This is a genomic window from Bacillus cereus group sp. BfR-BA-01330 (assembly GCF_022663885.1).
Taxonomy (GTDB): Bacteria; Bacillota; Bacilli; order Bacillales; family Bacillaceae_G; genus Bacillus_A; species Bacillus_A cereus.
The window spans coordinates 220596-238246 of sequence record NZ_JAKUGK010000004.1; the positions used below are offsets into that span (position 1 = coordinate 220596).

Below are 17651 nucleotides of genomic sequence, written 5' to 3' on the forward strand. Positions count from 1 at the left end.
ACCTGAAACGCTTTTCATAAATTATAAATAAGAAGTACCACACGAGGATTGTATGAAAACGATACCTAATAATTAATTAGAACTCGTGTATTTATAGAAAGTGGTGAAGAAATAATGAAATTAATCGCAATTGATTTAGATGGAACTCTTCTTTCAGGGAATAAAATGATAAGTAAAGAAAATGCAGAAGCAATTCGAACATGTCAAGAAGCTGGCCATGTTGTAGCAATTTGTACAGGACGTTCTATTGTTGACATTGAGCGATTATTGTTAGAAGTTAATTTAGAGTGTCCAATCATTGCAGAAAATGGGGCTCTTATATATAAGGATAAAAAAATGATGAAGAGATATCCAATTCAAAATATGCAGGCACTTGAAATTGTAGCATATCTTGAAGAGAATGGTTTATATTATCAGCTTTATACTGATAAAGGTGTGTATGTACCGGATTATGGAGTAGAGAGTGTACGTAATGAAATTGAGTATGTGAAGAATTCAAAAGAAAATTTCGACTTGAAAGAGTTAGAAACAATCGCAGCATTATATCTTGAGCATACAGCGTTTCATAGTGCGGAAAGTTGTAAACCAATTGTAGAAACAGACATACATGTGCATAAACTATTACCATTTTCTTATGATATTGAGAAATTAAAAAAACTAAAAGAAACATTTCTTCATAATACAGATTTAGCAATTACATCTTCATATTGGCACAATTTAGAGATTAATCATCGAGATGCTCAAAAAGGGAATGGATTATATACTTTAGCAGAATATCTTAATATTCCGGTTGAAAACACTGTAGCGATAGGTGATGGACTAAACGATGTTTCTATGATGGAAAAAGCGAATATATCAATTGCAATGGGAAATGCAGTTGAAGAAATAAAAGCAATGTGTAAATACGAAACGTTATCAAATGAAGAACATGGTGTGGCACATGCTTTATATAAATATGTAATGTAATTAAAAAAAGAAAAAAGAATCCAAATGGATTCTTTTTTCTTTTTTATTAGGGGTAAGGTATTCTATGAGATTCATAGAAGCCTTATTACATTTTATTATATAGAATATATTGGAATAAATGTTTATATTTTTCATGGGAAATGTGAATATCTTATGAACTTTATACTTATTGCATGTTTATACCGCTATTAGTAACGTGTATGACTCTCGAGTAAAAATTCAGTGAATGTAAGGAGGAATTCAAGTTATCTAGATAATAAGTGAGGAATCAACGAAATATATACTAATTAAAGGTATATTCAGTATATATATTCTTTTCTTTTTTTAATTGAAAAATAAAATTTGTTCGAATAATTATTCTACAGCTATATACCTACACTAGCTTTCTTCGTATAATGGAGAAGTATGAATTTTAGATTTGTATTAATTTTACATATTGAGGTGAAAAAGGAATGAATTCGCGGCTAATGGAACTTATTGATGTGAGTACAATAGAAACCATGGCAGAACAATTTTATAAATTAACTAACATATCACATCAACTTCTTGATGCTGAAAAAGAGTGTGTTTTTTCATTCGGAATGAATGAGATAAAAAAGAGTAAACTTCCAAAGATTGAAATCCCCATTTTCTTATACAATCAACATTTAGGATCTTTTGTTGTATGGTCCAAAAAAAGTGAAATTTTCAGTTGTCAAAAATACTTTGAAATGCTCTCAAGTTTAATCTTAGATAGTGCAATAAAAGTATTTCAAAGTAAAAATACAACGTTGCTTTCTCAGAAAGAGGAGGAACTACATACGATTTTACAAAACATGCCTGTTATGGTCGATGCGCTTGATTATAATGGAGATTTTGTTTTGTGGAATCGAGAATGCGAAATTGTAACAGGTTATACCGCTGAAGAAATAATTGGAAATCCCAATGCACTGCAATTATTGTATCCTGATCATAATTATCGCCATCAAATACAAAAGAAATTTTTAACTTGTGGAAAAAATTTCAGAGATTGGGAAATGCACTTAACATGTAAAAATGGTGAAATCAAAACAATAATGTGGTCGAATATATCAGAACAGTTTCCTGTAACAGGATATAGTTATTGGGCTGTTGGTGTAGATATTACACATTTAAAAGCGATAGAAGAGCAGTTAAAACAACAAACATCTGAACTGGAATTAATTTTTAAAGCTTTACCAGATTTATGTTTCTTAACAGAAGATGATGGCACAATTATAGATTACAAGGCAGGATCTCCTACAAAGTTTTACGTACCCGCAGAAGCTTTTATGGGAAAAAAGTTTTACGAAGTATTACCAACGTCAGTAGCACAGCAGTTTCAGGAAGCCATTAATCAAGTGAAGGAAAAAGGAACGAATGTAATTGTAGAATATCCACTCACACTTAATGGAAGTATTGATTTCTTTGAGGCTAGGTGCTTACCATTATTACATGATAAAATTATGATTATTGTACGCGACATTACAGAGCGAAAAAAGACAGAAGAATTGCTAAATAAATCAGATACGCTTGCAGCAATTGGTCAATTAGCAGCTGGCGTGGCTCATGAAGTAAGAAATCCTTTAACTGTAATTAAAGGTTTTATACAGTTATTTCAAATTAATAAAGAAGATCAAGAAAAATATTTTGATATTATGCTCTCTGAAATTGAAAGGATAGAAGCGATCCTGCAAGAATTTCTGGCAATTGCTAAAACAGATGAGATAAATACAGAAAAGAAAAATATTTATCAAATTTTTAAAAATGTCGTATCGTTAATGAATACAAAAGCAATTATGACAAATATTCAAGTTGAACTATTTACGGATGACAAAGATATAATTATTGAATGCTCAGAAAATCAATTGAAACAAGTATTTATTAATATTTTGCAAAATTCAATCGAAGCTATGCCAAATGGTGGGGAAATTTCAATTCACATAAAAGAAATAAATGATGATGGTGTCATCATTCATGTAATAGATGAAGGAATAGGAATACCTGAAGAAAGAATTAAGAGATTAGGTGAACCTTTTTATAGTACGAAAGAAAAAGGGACTGGTATTGGATTAATGTTAAGTTATAAAATTATTGAAAGTCATCGAGGGACAATTAGTATCATGAGCGAGGTTGGTGTCGGGACAACAGTAACTATTTACTTACCGAAAGTACTAAGTAAACAATCTCTTTCTAATTGTGACGACAAATGTATAGCAATACGCACTAGTAGTAATTCTTAAATCAATTAATACCCAATAACAAAGCGATTAGTGAAAACTAAGCTTTTTGTTATTGGGTATTTTTTATATTTAATTTAGTAAACTTTACCTTTTCTTTACCTTTGTTTTAATTTCTATTAAGTTTTAAACATTATATTAATATTTGTACAAAGCAATGTATAGAAATTGTACATTACTTTTAATATAGAAATGTGATTATTATTTGAAATATTGTAAGGAGGAGATTATGACAAGGTGAAAAAGCAAGAGAAGAAAAGTGGTAGAGTAGTACCTCTCCGGTTAAATATTTTATTCCTTTGTGTATTTTTATTATTTTCTGGCATTATTATTCAGTTAGGGAAAGTGCAAATTTTTGATGGAGAAACATATAAAAATGAAGTAGAGAAGAGAGAAAATGCAACCGTGGGCCTTTCTGTACCACGTGGGAAAATATTTGATCGTGAAGGAAATCCAGTAGTTGATAATAAGTCTTTACGTACGATTACATATACAAAGGTGAAAGGTGTAAAACAAGAAGAAATATTAAAATCAGCAAGACAACTTGCAGATATTATTGAAATGCCACAAGAAGATATAGATAAGTTAACTGAGACTGATAAGAAAGACTTTTGGATGCAATTAAATCCAGAACTTGCTCAAGACTTAGTATCAAAAACAGAAATAGATAAGTTCCGAGATAAGGATATTACCGGAAAAGAGCTAGACAAAAAAATAGAAGATTTAAAAAGGAAACGCGTTACAGATAAAAATCTTCAAGAACTAACGGCTAAAGATATAGAAGTGTTAGCTATTAAAAGTAAAATGACCTCAGGTTTTCAAATGGCACCTCAAATTATTAAAAAGGACGTTAGTGAACAGGAATATGCGGTGATTAGTGAAAATTTAGCGAACCTTCCAGGAGTAGACACATCAGTTGATTGGGAGAGAATCTATGTAAATGATGGATTATTCCGTTCTGTCCTTGGTAACGTTTCAAATGCTGATGAAGGATTGCCACGTGAACGATTAGATTATTATTTAGTGCGTGATTATAGCCGAAATGATAGGATCGGCAAAAGTTATATCGAACAGCAATACGAAGATGTACTTCATGGTACAAAAAAAGAAGTAAGAAGCATTGCTGATAAACAAGGAAATACTATTAGAACGGAAACGGTTTCGGAAGGGAAAAGCGGTAAAAATTTAACTTTAACAATAGATATGGAATTGCAAAAAAAAGTAGAGGAGAGCATAGAAAAAATATTAAAACAATATAAAGGATCAGAATCAATGTTAGACCGTGCTTTCGTAGTGATGATGAATCCGAAAAATGGCCAAGTATTATCGATGGCTGGGAAAAGGCTTGTAGAAAAAGACGGGAAAATGGAAGTTGAAGATTATGCTTTAGGCACGCTGACAAGTTCATATGAGCTTGGATCAACGGTTAAAGGTGCGACAGTGTTAACAGGGTTTGAAACAAATGCAATAACTCCTGGAACACATTTTTATGATGCACCTATGAAATTTAAAGGAACTAAGGAAAAGAAGTCTTGGAAAAATTTTGGTGATATAGACGATCTAAGAGCGTTACAAGTTTCTTCAAACGTTTATATGTTTAATATAGCATTAAAAATTGCTGGCGTGGGTTATGTGAAAAATAGTTCACTAGATATTAAACAAGAATATTTTGATAAAATGAGGTATTATTTCAGGCAATTTGGACTAGGCGTACAAACTGGTATTGATTTACCAAATGAAACCGCAGGGCAAATTGGAAGAAAAGATAATCAGCCTGGTTTCTTATTAGATTATTCTATTGGACAATATGATACGTATACACCACTTCAGCTTGCACAATATATTTCGACTATCGCAAATGGAGGGTATCGAATGAAACCACAAATTGTTCAAGAGATTAGAGAACAAACCGTTCAAAAAGATGAGGTTGGTAAAGTAGTACAATCAATAGAACCCGTTGTTTTAAATAGAATCGATATGAAACAAGAATATATTAATCAAGTAAAAGAAGGATTTAGAAAAGTATTTCAAGAGGGAGATGGAACGGGAGTAAGAGCATTCCAAAAAGCACCATATAAACCAGCTGGTAAAACAGGGACCGCACAAACTGTATATGGTGGAGAAAATGAAATTGGGCGAAATGCGAAAGGTGATCGTAGAGAATGTTATAACTTAACATTGGCTGGATATGCGCCATATGATGATCCAGAAGTAGCATTTTCTGTTGTAGTACCATGGGTTGAAAATGATAAATCGGGAATTAACTCCGATATTGGAAAAGAAGTTTTAGATGCTTATTTTGATTTGAAAAATAAGCGATTAACTGGTGAAGCGCCAAAAACAGATGCCTCTAAAGAGAATTAAAATGTACGAAACGTCTCTAGTATTTCTGTAAACTAGAGGCGTTTTTATCTGGGAATAGATTAGAAATGAGGTATATATGAAGCTGTTTATTCTAAAATATTGGCGGAACATATGTAGCTACATATTCATTATAATAGGGGTTATTTTTATTAATAAATCCTTTTTATTTTGTATGGTAGAAGGAATTTCTATGCAACCTACTTTGAATGAAAAAGATTATATACTTGTTAATAAGGTAAACGTCTGTTTATCGTCTTTTCATCATGGAGATGTTGTCATTATAAAAAAAGAAGACGAGCCTACTTACTATGTGAAACGAATTATTGGATTATCGGGGGATAACATACAACTAAAAGAGGATGAGGTATTTATTAACAGTAAAAAGCGTGATGAGTCGTATATACATTTAGATATGTCGCAAGTATCCAATCGTTTTTCAAATTTTAGAGAAATAAAAGTTCCTACGCATAAATTATTTGTGTTAGGTGATAATCGTAATCATAGTAAAGATAGTAGGAATACACTTGGACTTATTGATGAATCAAATATAATAGGTAAAGTAGAAATGGTATTTTATCCATTTGATCATATAAAATGGATAAAATAATTCTATTAACGATTCACATTTTATAAAATAAATCATATATTGATAGCATAGGACAAGCAGAAACGCTTGTTCTAACCTCACAGAACACTCCTTATCACGGTTAGGCATCTACATAGGTAGATGCTTTTTTTATGTTGATGACTGAAAATTATTTATCAATATAATGTAGCAAGCATATTAGGACTATTAGGGGAAGATTACTTGTACAAATAACAGTATGCTTAATTAAAACAGTGAAATGTAAGGAGTGAGGAATAAGTGCTAAATATTTTAGTAGTTAATTTTCCAGCAGAGGGGCATGTAAACCCTACATTAAATTTAGTAAAAGCCTTTACTGAACGAGGGGATAACGTACATTATATTACAACGGCAAACTTTAAGGATAGAATTGAAGATTTAGGAGCTACTGTACATACTCATCCGGATCTATTAAAAGAGATTTCTATTGATGCTGAAACCTCATCTGGGTTAAATGCTTTCTTTCATGTGCATGTTCAAACTTCTTTATATATATTAGAAATTACGAAACAATTATATGAAAGTATAAATTTTGATTTCGTAATTTATGATATATTTGGCGCAGGAGAGTTAGTAAAGGAATATTTACAAGTTCCAGGTGTAGTGTCCTCACCTATATTTTTAATTCCGCCAGAATTTTTGAAGACATTACCTTTTCATCCAAATGCAGATATGCCATTTCAACCAGAGGAAATCTCTGAAAAATTACTAAATCAGATGGAACATAAATTTGGAGTAAAACCAAAGAATAATCTTCAATTTATGAATAATAAGGGTGATGTTTGTCTCGTATACACAAGTCGTTATTTCCAACCTAATAGCGAATCGTTCGGGGAAAATAACATTTTTATTGGGCCGAGTATTTCAAAGCGTAAAACAAATATAAAGTTTCCACTGGAATCACTTAAAGAAAAGAAAGTTATTTATATTTCAATGGGAACACTGCTTGAAGGACTCGAACCATTCTTTAATACTTGTATTGATACTTTTTCAGATTTTGATGGGATAGTTGTAATGGCAATTGGTGATAGAAATGATATTTCTAAAATTAAGGAAGTACCAGATAATTTTATAATTGCTCCATACGTACCTCAATCAGAAATATTAAATGAAGCAGATGTTTTTATTACACATGGCGGTATGAATAGTGTACACGATGCCATTCATTATAATGTCCCATTTGTAATAATACCGCATGATAAAGATCAGCCAATGATAGCGCGAAGATTAACTGAGCTTGAAGCGGCACATAGACTATTGAAAGAACATGTTAATGTACACACTTTAAAAGAGGCCGTAACAGATGTACTTTCAAATGAAAAGTATAAATATGGTATAAGAAAACTTAATGATAGCTTTTTAGAATGTGGTGGTTCAAAAGAAGCGATTGCAGTTATTGAATCTCTTTTAAATAAAGTAAAACTTTAATTGGTGGGGCTTTACTGCCTGCAAATAGCGGGATAATTAGTCGTAACTGTATACAAGCATAGAGGTTCTCACCTTTATGCTTGTGTATTCTTATCCAGCAAATTGTACAGCAGTATTTGCATGTAAAAAAGCAGTATCAAAAACGGGAACAGTAAGATCATTTTGGGAGATGAGTAAAGGTATTTCAGTGCAGCCTAATAATATACCTTCAGCGCCGTTTTGAATTAATGATTTTGTAATTTGTAATAACCTTTTTTTAGATGTTTCTGAAATGATCCCTCTACTTAATTCATCTAATATGACATGGTGGATAAAAGTTCTTTCCTCGTCATTTGGGATAATTGTCTCAATGTTATATTTCGCTAATCGTGATTTATAGAAATCTTGCTCCATCGTTTGTTTTGTTCCTAATAGTCCGATACGTTTTATATTCTGTTCTACCATTTCTTTAGCACTTACATCACCAATGTGAAGAAGCGGGATAGATATTGCTTGTTCTACCTCCTCGGCAAATAGATGTACAGTATTTGAACACATTAATAAACATTCAGCCCCAGATTTTTCAACTTTCTTTGCAACTGTAACTAGTTCATTTTTCACTTCTTCATATTGATGGTTTTGTAATAAAGTAGTTACTTCACCAAAGTCCATACTATATAAAATTAGCTTCGCATTTTGATCGTATTGAGAGAGTGTAAGTGTATTAATATGTTTATAGTATAATGATGTAGATTCCCAACTTAATCCTCCAATCAAACCAATAACTTTCATAATGCATTCCTCCCGAAACGATTTTGAATTCATTATTTCATAATTCCGATAAGAATACAATGATTTAAATGTGCTATTTAATAAAAAATAAAAATAGTAAGAAAAGTGTTGAAATTTACATTCTTTAGTGCCATAATACGAATTACAAATTAATACTTATCCAGAGAGGTGGAGGGAACGGCCCTAAGAAACCTCAGCAACCCCTATGCAATTTTATAGGAAGGTGCTAATTCCGCAGAGGACACGATGTGTTTTTTGAAAGATAAGAGGATTCTTGAAAGTGAAAGAAAGTGACCTCTTATGTAAGAGGTCATTTTTTTGTTGTATAGAAAGGGAGTGTCGATGCATAATTCATTTTTAAATTAAATATAGAGTAATAAAAGTTGACTAATATGAGAGGGGAATTGTCATGAATAAATTATCAACAAAGTTAGTAGTAGCAATCGGTATTGGAGCAGCATTATACGGGATATTAGGACTTTGGGGATTTTCTATTGCACCGAATACATTTATTAAACCAGCATTAGCTATATTAACTGTTTTTGGAGCATTATTTGGTCCAGTGGCAGGACTGTTAATCGGACTTATCGGTCATACCGTAACAGATACGATTGCTGGATGGGGTATTTGGTGGGGATGGGTTATTAGTTCAGGAATTATTGGTTTTTCAATGGGGCTTATTCAAAAAAGAGTTGGTTTTAGTGTGAAAAACGGGTCGTTTAACAAGGGGGATATTTCTTATTTAGCAATTACTGGGCTAGTTGGTATTGTCATTGCTATTATATTTGCTGGGGCATTCGATATTATTGTGATGGGAGAACCATTTGACAAAATTGTTATACAAGTATTAGGAGCAACAATTTCCGATGTCATCGTTTTCTTAGTACTTGGATTGCCACTTACAATTGGTTTGGCGAAATCCAATAAGAAACATACACATTTAAAAATTGAAAAGTAGGGATGTTAACATGCAACCAATTATTTCGTTTGAACAATTCACCTTTCAATATGGGCATGCTGCGCAGCCTACTTTAAGTGATATTACCTTTCATATATACCCTGGGGAAAAAGTGCTAATTGCTGGACGAAGTGGTTCAGGAAAGTCGACATTAGCTCATTGTATAAATGGGCTAATCCCATTTTCTTACGAAGGGAATAGCACAGGTAACGTTTTAATTGCCGGTAAAGACCCAAGGGAAGGAAGTATTTTTGAACAAAGTAAACAGGTAGGAACAATTTTACAAGATCAAGATGCTCAATTTATTGGTCTGACAGTAGAAGAAGATGTAGCTTTTTATTTAGAAAATGAATGTGTAAAGCAAGATAACATGAAAAAGATTGTTTCGGACTCATTAAGAAAGGTGAAGATGCATACGTTTCATAAACAAAGTCCACATGAATTATCAGGAGGTCAAAAGCAAACAGTTTCTCTTGCTGGTTTATTAACAACAAATGCGGATATATTATTGTTCGATGAACCATTAGCGAACTTAGATCCACTAAGCGCCATACATACGATAGAACTTATGAAAGATATACATGAGCAGTATAATAAAACGATTGTTATTATCGAACATAGGATAGAAGAAATTTTAAAACTGGATTTAGACAAAGTTATATTAATTGATGAAGGTAAAGTCATTGCGATGGGAACACCAAAAGAAATCTTAGCGTCAAATATATTACCACGTATTGGCTTAAGAGAGCCTATTTACATCGAAGCATTAAAGAGATTACATTTTGATCGTAATAATGACGTAATATATCCAATGGAAAACCTTCAAAAAGAAAAGGTAAGCAACGTTATAAAAGAGTGGATGGAGAAACAAGTCATATTAGAAAGGAATGCTAAAAACAAGGAATTACTTAAAGTGGAGAATTTATCATTTTCATACCCTAATAAACAAAAAGTATTAGAAAATGTAAACCTTTTAATATATGAAGGAGAAATTGTGGCACTGTTAGGACATAATGGAGCAGGGAAATCAACATTAGCTCATAGTCTTATAGGTATAAACAAAATGAAAAATGGGAAAATTGCGTTAAAAGGTGAAGATATTAGTTCTTGGTCTATTCGTAAACGTGGGGAAATCATATCTTACGTGATGCAAAATCCAAATCATATGATTACACAGCCTACTGTTTTTGAAGAAGTTTCATTTACATTAACATTACATAATTTTTCTAAGGAAGAAATTAAGAATAAAGTAGAAGGGATTTTAAAAATTTGTGGTTTATATCCATTTCGTAATTGGCCAATTCAAGCACTAAGCTATGGGCAAAAAAAGAGACTAACAATCGCATCTGTATTAACAACAAATCCTAAGCTTATCATATTAGATGAACCGACAGCGGGACAAGATTATTATCATTATAAACAATTTATGTCGTTTATTAAAAACCTAGCTAAAAAGGGAATTTCATTTGTTGTTATCACTCACGATATGAATCTCGCGCTAGAATATACAGACCGTGCAGTAGTTCTACATGAAGGGAAAATTATTGCGGATAATACAGTGTTTGATGTATTAGGCGATCAAGAAACGTTACAAAGAGCCAACTTAAGAGAGAGTTCTTTAACCAAGCTTATTAAATTTAGTGGGATTGCATGTCCAGAAAAATTTATGGAGCTTTATTTAGACAGTAATAGGAGGGAGGAAGGTGCATAGTACATATTTTCATCGTATGGATGGGGTAGTGAAATTGTTTTTATTTATTTTTTGTATGACGCTTACTTTTTTGTTTTTTGATTTTCGGGTGTTGCTAATATTATTTATTATTGGGTGTATCGGACTCAGCATTGCTAAAATTCCATTTCGTAAAATTTTAATTGTTTTTAGTGTCATATTTACATTTAGTTTATTAAACTCTGTCATGATTTTATTTATTACACCAACTCATGGATCTGAATTAACTGAATCATATACCGCGTTTTTACATGTTGGATATGCAACGATTACATATGAAACATTATTTTATGCAGCTACACTTTCATTAAAGTATTTTACGTTATTACCATTTACACTTCTTTTTATTTACACGACAGATCCAAGCGAATTTGTAAGTAGCTTAAGTAAACTTGGTATTCATTATAAGATTACATATGCAATAAATATTGCACTACGTTATATTCCTGACATCCAGTCTGAGTATAAAATTATTAAACACGCGCAAGAAGCGAGAGGAGTGGCTTTTGAAAAAGGAGAAGCAAGTTTATGGGTTCGTATGAAGAACCGTGTTTTAATTTTCTGGCCACTAATCATTCATTCTCTAGAAAGAATAGATACGGTTTCAAATGCAATGGATTTAAGAGGATTTGGAAAGAAGGATAAACGTACATGGTTTTATACAAGTAAGGCGAAACGTGAAGATTTCATCGCTTTATTTGCCGGTATTTTCATATTTATTGTTGCGGTATATTTAAAATTAAACGTATTTCAAAACTTTTGGTATCCATTTTAAAGCACTCTTTAAACGAGTGCTTTTACTTATTTTTATGTAGACATGCTCAAAAAAGGGATATATACATAATGTATAATACGAACCAGTTAAAATGATCAACTACCTATTAGTTTTCAAACCAAAAGGAGGAGAAAATATGAGTTACGGTGGTTCTTGTGGTTTTGGTGGAGGTTTCGCTTTACTAGTTGTGTTATTCATTCTATTAATAATTGTAGGATGCAGCTGCTGGGGCGGAGGATACTAATTTTTAATTAGTCTTCACAAATGTAAACTAAAAAACATTGAAGATACTTATGTATCGAAACAAATAAAAAAGGAGCAACTATGCTCCTTTTTTATTTGTTTAAATGCGTATTCTCAATATATTTCGGGAACGTAATCGTTAAAGTCGTTCCTTTACTAACGATACTTCGGATTTTTAAACTTCCATGCATCGTCTCAATAATCTTAACAGCAACCATTGTACCTAAACCAGTTCCTTTTGTTTTTGTACTAAAATACGGTTCACCGAATCGATGTATTTGCTCCTGTGACATTCCAACTCCGCTATCTTCAATTCGTATTTCAACTTTACTATTATTGATAGATGAGGAAATATTTAAGGTACCACCATTAGGCATTGCTTCAATACTGTTTTTTATTAAGTTTAAAAAACATTGTTGAAAGTGCTGTTTATTACCAACAATGTTTGCCTGAGAAAAATCCTGTGTAATATGTATCGTATTCATATTACACAATGGCAATATCATATTAATAACTCGATTTAACTCTTGTTTTACTGAAATTTGATCTAATTTTTCTGGAGCAGGTTTGGCAAACGTTAAGTAATCATCGATAATTTCTTGGGCACGATTTAACTCTTCAAGTATATGTTTAATATATTCGTCTCTTGATTCAGGAGTTAAATTTTGTGTTTTTAAAAGCTGTGTAAATCCTTTTACAACCGTTAAAGGATTCCTTACTTCGTGCGATATACTTGCAGCGAGTTGGCTAACAATCTCCATTTTTTCCATTTTAATTAATTTTGAGCGCATTAATACAGCATCTTTTATAACTTCATTTATATAAACAATAAATAACATTAAAGTAGTCGGTAATACCATGAAATAAATAATATACAAATTATTCACTTCAAAATCTGATAAAGTTAATACAATTACAGTTGTAAATATTGCTAGGAAAAAGGTTAAAAACATGGAAAAAGCTACTTTAAGTTTTCTATTATATGTATTAAATTTTGAAGATGCGAGTGCTGTAACGATGAACATTATTCCGTAAACAACGACTGTTAGCATGTTAAAGCCATAAAATAAAAATCTTGTAATTAATAAAATTGTAAACAATATGATACCGACAGGGAATCCACCATAAAGCGTACCTATTATGACCGGAATTTGTCTTAAATCATGAATACAACTTTCATCCATATAGATAGGGTATCGCATACATAAAATAAGCGGGATACTAGAACAAAGGGTAATCAGTAGTATTTTATATTTCTTTAAATAGTGCCGGCTATCATATATGAAATAAAAAACAAATATACTACATAAAATGTATAGAAGATTATTTAATACGTTTTGATTAATATAAACAAAGTCCATAATATTTGCCTCGTTATTCTGAATTTACTTAACATATGTATTATACATAATAACATATGTTAAGGTGAATAAACCTTGTTAATACAAGATTAGTTTGGCTTTTTGTTATAAAATGCAAACATTTCTCAAACGTTAGCTATCCAAAGCTACTTTTACTAAAATTTTTTACTCCTTCTTCCTGCATGTTCGGTAAAACATGAGAATAAATCCTAAGAGTTAATGAAATGTCTGTATGACCTAATCTCTCACTGATAATTTTAGGATTAACTCCTTGTTTCAATAGTATAGTTGAGTGTGGATGTCTTAAATTACGAGTTTTAATTTTTTTCACTGCTGCATTTTTTATTTCCTTATAAAATTTTTCCTTGAAAGCATTTCTGCATAACCCCCCACCTGATTTATTACAATTAATTAAATCTAAATCTTGATAAGCAGAACTGATTGGTAATAAGAAACGTTTGCATGAGATTCTAAATAAATATAAAAATACTAAAGGAAAGTAAGGTATGAAAAAACAGGTGTTTCAAGAAAAGTGGACGAGCTAGGTCATGTAGTAATTCCAGTAAGAGTTTATTTGGGAAGTGGCTTTTAAAACTGATGTTGTTGAGTACATGTGGTAGTAAAAGGTAGATGGACATATGAAAAAAGTAGAAATTGATGTTAGTAGCAACAAACTTTTAATAGTTTAGGACGAAAATGTAACAGTAGTCAATCCACCAATGAGCGGATTTGGTGAGCAAGTCGCGGTTTAGATAAACGGTAAGGTTGATCGTGTAGATACTAAGTTTACTGAAAAGATAAAATGATTATTTTTAGAAAGATACCCAGACGGATTTAGTCGAGAAGCTAGTCAAAATCGCGTAGATGTGAAGTGAAAATCGTAAAAAAAAAGAGTCATGAGTGGAAAGGCTCATAGCTCTTTGTATAAGGGTAATGGTTTTATAGGTAAATATTATTATTAAATTCTAAAAAATTCAATGTTAGTAAATTAATTGGTATGTGATTTGGGTTTTATAGAAAGAGATCAGCTAACAACAGCTAGCACTTCTTTATTTTATTCACAAATAGTTCCAGTAGCTATTCCGGTTGGAGCGACACCTACTGGGACATTAGTGATAACAGTATTCGTAGCAATATCAATAACAGAAACAGTATTACTAGCTTGATTTGTAACATATGCTCGAGTGCCATCAGGTATGATGGTTACTTGATCAGGGGATAAACCAACAGAAATTGTATCAATCACAGTATTTGTCGCCACATTTATTACAGATACATTATTGCTAACTTTATTTACAACGTAAATAAGGTTTCCACCCGGTGTAATATCTATGCCAACAGGTTCGGTACCTACGTTAATTGTATTAATAACTGCATTGGTAGCGGTGTTAATAACAGAAACCGTATTGCTGTTTTGATTCGTGACATACGCACGAGTACCATCTAGTGTAAACACGATTATTCTAGGACGAATACCAACAGGGATGGTAGCAATAACTGTGTTGGTAGCAGTATTAATGACAGAAATTGTGTTGCTTAATTCGTTTGCAACATATGCAAAGGCACCATTTGGGGAAACAGTAATCCCTTGTGGAGCGATGCCAACAGGAATAGTATTAATAACTGTGTTTGTTGCCGCATTAATGACAGAAACCGTATTATTACCATGATTTCCAACATAAACAGTTGTGTTATTTGGAGAAACAGCTACACCTATTGGATTAGTTCCAACAGGAATGGTAGCGATAACAGTATTCGTAGCAGTATCAATAACGGAAACGGTATTAGAAAAAATATTAGTAACATAAGCACGAGCTCCATTTGGTGAAACTGTTACTTCAAGTGGTGCATTACCTACAGTAATTGTATCAACTACTATATTTGTTCCGGTGTTAATTACAGATACTGTATCATTTGTAGGGTCATCTATGAGTCCTGCATTTGTAGCATATACTAGGAAATTACATGCAGGTCCGGTTGGCCCGGTAGGTCCGGTAGGTCCAGTAGGTCCCGGTGGACAATCACAATCTCCAGTAGGTCCTGGTGGTCCTTCCGGTCCTTGAATACCTGGCACACCTTGAGGTCCAGTAGGTCCCGGTGGTCCTTCCGGCCCTTGAATTCCTGGCACACCCTGAAGTCCAGTGGCTCCTTCCGGTCCTTCCGGCCCTTGAATTCCTTGTACACCCTGAGGTCCAGTGGGCCCTTCCGGTCCTTCCGGTCCTTGAATCCCTTGGATACCCTGAGGCCCAGTAGGTCCAGGTGGTCCAGGAATTCCCATTCCGGTCCCTGAACCAGTAGGCCCAGGTGGTCCTGGTGGTCCTTGAATCCCTTGTACACCTTGAGGTCCTTCCGGTCCTTCTGGTCCTTCCGGCCCCTGAAGTCCTTCTACACCTTGAGGTCCTTGAGGCCCTTCCGGCCCTTCCGGTCCCTGAATCCCTGGCACACCTTGAGGTCCTTCCGGTCCTTCTGGTCCTTCCGGCCCCTGAATTCCTGGCACACCTTGAGAACCCTGAGCGCCTCTAGGTCCAGGAAATCCTCTAGGTCCAGTGGCTCCAGTCGGCCCCGGTGTTCCGATGTTACTTAATAGCGAACTATTTAAGATTCCTTGTAAAATTAAGTTGAATGTTTGCTGTAATAAGGGGTCCGATATATTTGAACAACTTATAAGTGAAGACAAGCTTTGGAATAGAAATTGGAATAATGCTGAGATTTGAGTGAGAGATGCGGTAGGTAAAGAATTAATTAATTGATTTATAGTTCTTATAACTAAATTTCTATTTGGTGTATTTGGTTGTACTGTTATTAATAAATCATTTAATGCCTGTAATGCTGATTGGAGTATTTGTATAGTTGTTGGATTTGGTGTTGTGAAAAAAGAAAGGATGGCTTGATTTAATTGATTTATTATTTGTAATAATTCTTGTTGTTGAGAATTCGAGAAAAAAACAGGTGTACAGCAATTACTTTGATCACAAGCGGATATAGAAATAAAGCAGGGTTGCTGAAATTTATCACACGAATTTTGGGAATTTGATTTTCGATTATATCTCATAAATACCTCCTTTTAAAAATTGAATATTAAGTAATTTTCGGTAAATTATTAGCAACTGAGTTTGTAGGTATATGTTTAATGTGAAATGTTTTTTCCTTCAAAGTATATGCCAATAAAATAGAGGTGTTCATATGGGATATATAACCAATACTTGGTTGTTAGGAGGATGTTGTAATCATAGGAAAGAAAATGAAGGTTACAAAGTTTATAGGCAAGCGATTGTATTTTAAAAAAGCGTTATTGTAATAAAATTTGAAGTTTATTAAAAAGAAGGAATGAAGGAAGATGTAAAAGATTTTGAAAGATCCATAAAAAAGAATTCAGTAAAACTCTGAATTCTTTTACACGTATTTTTATTTGTTAATCCATTTAGAAATAATAGGAATTTGTTGTGCCTATTAAAATATGTACTGTTGGTAATTATAACATGAAAATGGATTGTAATAGAATAATGCATAAAAAAGAACAAGTAATAAATTAAACAAAAGCTTTATTTTATTATAGATAAATAGGTGACTCAGCAATTGTGCTAGCCGAGTCACCTAGTACTATGGAACCAAATAATGTTCTTTTTCTATATGTAGTTATGTGGAGTTCTTAGAGGCTAGCCCAATAGACAGTTAAGGGATAAATAAAATCATTTTAGAGAGTTTTACATTTTATTATGTTAATGCTACAACAGCAAGAGTTAAGCCCAATGTATTTAATGTATTAGAATATGGTCCTACATTAACAGTAAGAGTACTTGTTATACCTAAAGGTGTAGTGAAAATAGCGGGTGCTGATACAGAAGTGAATCCTGCAGTATATCCCAGAGAAGTACCAGAGCCAATGATTGGATTATTATTAAGATACATAGTGATACCTGCCGAATTACCTCCTGGTTGAATGATAACTTGCACTTCATAGATTGCCAAATAGGTTCTTCCACCTTCAAGTAAAACAGTTGTTGGTGGTGTGAATGAGATTGCCGTACCATTAGAATTTACCACGGTATCTAGTGGAATCGCAGAATTTACCGAGACTATTGATGGGGTAGTTTGAACAACATTTAAACTGTTAGCCGTGGGGGATGGACAAGTGCAAGGTTTGTGAATGTTAGAGTTATTATCATTTTGGTAATTCACAAATAATCAAGCTCC

13 protein-coding genes, 2 pseudogenes and 1 riboswitch are annotated in these 17651 nt (G+C 32.7%); of the genes and pseudogenes, 10 read left to right on the forward strand and 5 right to left on the reverse strand.

Annotated elements, in window-relative coordinates; translation table 11 throughout:
- The first annotated feature begins 114 nt into the window (after positions 1-114).
- The 5 genes from MR112_RS13080 to MR112_RS13100 all read left to right on the forward strand — a co-directional run bounded on the left by MR112_RS13080 (position 115) and on the right by MR112_RS13100 (position 7620).
- Positions 115-966: a Cof-type HAD-IIB family hydrolase gene (locus MR112_RS13080; RefSeq protein ID WP_000766391.1), complete on the forward strand. Its 852-nt coding sequence runs from the start codon at positions 115-117 to the stop codon at positions 964-966.
- 452 nt (positions 967-1418) lie between these two features.
- Positions 1419-3206 (forward strand): ATP-binding protein, encoded by a 1788-nt coding sequence (locus MR112_RS13085; RefSeq protein WP_001088560.1) that lies wholly within the window; start codon positions 1419-1421, stop codon positions 3204-3206.
- Between the two features lie 234 nt (positions 3207-3440).
- Positions 3441-5567, forward strand: coding sequence for a peptidoglycan D,D-transpeptidase FtsI family protein (locus tag MR112_RS13090; protein WP_242245023.1), 2127 nt, complete (start codon positions 3441-3443; stop codon positions 5565-5567).
- A gap of 76 nt (positions 5568-5643) precedes the next feature.
- Complete coding sequence (gene lepB, locus MR112_RS13095; RefSeq protein WP_025687419.1) at positions 5644-6174, forward strand: signal peptidase I; 531 nt, start codon at positions 5644-5646, stop codon at positions 6172-6174.
- A gap of 258 nt (positions 6175-6432) precedes the next feature.
- The gene (locus MR112_RS13100) at positions 6433-7620 is read left to right on the forward strand and encodes a macrolide family glycosyltransferase (RefSeq protein ID WP_242245024.1); all 1188 of its coding nucleotides are present in this window, start codon (positions 6433-6435) and stop codon (positions 7618-7620) included.
- A gap of 90 nt (positions 7621-7710) precedes the next feature.
- On the opposite strand, the gene MR112_RS13105 is transcribed toward MR112_RS13100, so the two are convergent.
- Positions 7711-8391, reverse strand: coding sequence for an aspartate/glutamate racemase family protein (locus tag MR112_RS13105; protein WP_000864372.1), 681 nt, complete (start codon positions 8389-8391; stop codon positions 7711-7713).
- Positions 8392-8544: 153 nt separating this feature from the next.
- Positions 8545-8660: riboswitch (SAM riboswitch) on the forward strand.
- 140 nt (positions 8661-8800) lie between these two features.
- On the opposite strand from MR112_RS13105, the gene MR112_RS13110 reads away from it, so the two are divergent.
- The 4 genes from MR112_RS13110 to MR112_RS13125 all read left to right on the forward strand — a co-directional run bounded on the left by MR112_RS13110 (position 8801) and on the right by MR112_RS13125 (position 12097).
- On the forward strand, positions 8801-9349 hold the full coding sequence (locus tag MR112_RS13110; protein WP_001038210.1) for an ECF-type riboflavin transporter substrate-binding protein: 549 nt from the start codon (positions 8801-8803) through the stop codon (positions 9347-9349).
- 10 nt (positions 9350-9359) lie between these two features.
- Positions 9360-11060, forward strand: a complete 1701-nt coding sequence (locus MR112_RS13115; protein WP_001182511.1) for an ABC transporter ATP-binding protein — start codon at positions 9360-9362, stop codon at positions 11058-11060.
- Positions 11053-11853 carry an energy-coupling factor transporter transmembrane component T family protein gene (locus tag MR112_RS13120; RefSeq protein ID WP_000556372.1) on the forward strand — a complete coding sequence of 267 codons (801 nt, stop codon included), beginning with the start codon at positions 11053-11055 and terminating at the stop codon, positions 11851-11853. The genes MR112_RS13115 and MR112_RS13120 overlap by 8 nt, the downstream gene beginning before the upstream one ends.
- Before the next feature lie 136 nt (positions 11854-11989).
- Positions 11990-12097: a YjcZ family sporulation protein gene (locus tag MR112_RS13125; protein ID WP_000120182.1), complete on the forward strand. Its 108-nt coding sequence runs from the start codon at positions 11990-11992 to the stop codon at positions 12095-12097.
- Between the two features lie 91 nt (positions 12098-12188).
- Here MR112_RS13125 and MR112_RS13130 read toward each other — a convergent pair whose 3' ends face one another.
- Both MR112_RS13130 and MR112_RS13135 read right to left on the reverse strand, forming a co-directional pair.
- Complete coding sequence (locus tag MR112_RS13130) at positions 12189-13457, reverse strand: LytS/YhcK type 5TM receptor domain-containing protein (protein WP_242245025.1); 1269 nt, start codon at positions 13455-13457, stop codon at positions 12189-12191.
- Between the two features lie 136 nt (positions 13458-13593).
- Positions 13594-13899 (reverse strand): annotated as a pseudogene (locus tag MR112_RS13135) (tyrosine-type recombinase/integrase); the annotation flags it as partial.
- Positions 13900-14095: 196 nt separating this feature from the next.
- On the opposite strand from MR112_RS13135, the pseudogene MR112_RS13140 reads away from it, so the two are divergent.
- Positions 14096-14209, forward strand: a pseudogene (locus MR112_RS13140) (DUF3954 domain-containing protein).
- Positions 14210-14511: 302 nt separating this feature from the next.
- Here the strand turns inward: MR112_RS13140 and MR112_RS13145 are convergent.
- Positions 14512-16509 carry a YVTN family beta-propeller repeat protein gene (locus tag MR112_RS13145; protein ID WP_242245026.1) on the reverse strand — a complete coding sequence of 666 codons (1998 nt, stop codon included), beginning with the start codon at positions 16507-16509 and terminating at the stop codon, positions 14512-14514.
- A 662-nt stretch (positions 16510-17171) separates the two neighbouring features.
- Positions 17172-17636: a hypothetical protein gene (locus MR112_RS13150; RefSeq protein WP_001109248.1), complete on the reverse strand. Its 465-nt coding sequence runs from the start codon at positions 17634-17636 to the stop codon at positions 17172-17174.
- Positions 17637-17651: the final 15 nt, after the last annotated feature.

Excerpts from the sequence above, each read along its gene's own strand:
- MR112_RS13080 (WP_000766391.1), top strand. The coding sequence starts at position 115 with ATGAAATTAATCGCAATTGATTTAGATGGAACTCTTCTTTCAGGGAAT.
- MR112_RS13085 (WP_001088560.1), top strand. The coding sequence starts at position 1,419 with ATGAATTCGCGGCTAATGGAACTTATTGATGTGAGTACAATAGAAACC.
- lepB (WP_025687419.1), top strand. The coding sequence starts at position 5,644 with ATGAAGCTGTTTATTCTAAAATATTGGCGGAACATATGTAGCTACATA.
- MR112_RS13105 (WP_000864372.1), bottom strand. The coding sequence starts at position 8,391 with ATGAAAGTTATTGGTTTGATTGGAGGATTAAGTTGGGAATCTACATCA.
- MR112_RS13110 (WP_001038210.1), top strand. The coding sequence starts at position 8,801 with ATGAATAAATTATCAACAAAGTTAGTAGTAGCAATCGGTATTGGAGCA.
- MR112_RS13115 (WP_001182511.1), top strand. The coding sequence starts at position 9,360 with ATGCAACCAATTATTTCGTTTGAACAATTCACCTTTCAATATGGGCAT.
- MR112_RS13125 (WP_000120182.1), top strand. The coding sequence starts at position 11,990 with ATGAGTTACGGTGGTTCTTGTGGTTTTGGTGGAGGTTTCGCTTTACTA.
- MR112_RS13130 (WP_242245025.1), bottom strand. The coding sequence starts at position 13,457 with ATGGACTTTGTTTATATTAATCAAAACGTATTAAATAATCTTCTATAC.
- MR112_RS13145 (WP_242245026.1), bottom strand. The coding sequence starts at position 16,509 with ATGAGATATAATCGAAAATCAAATTCCCAAAATTCGTGTGATAAATTT.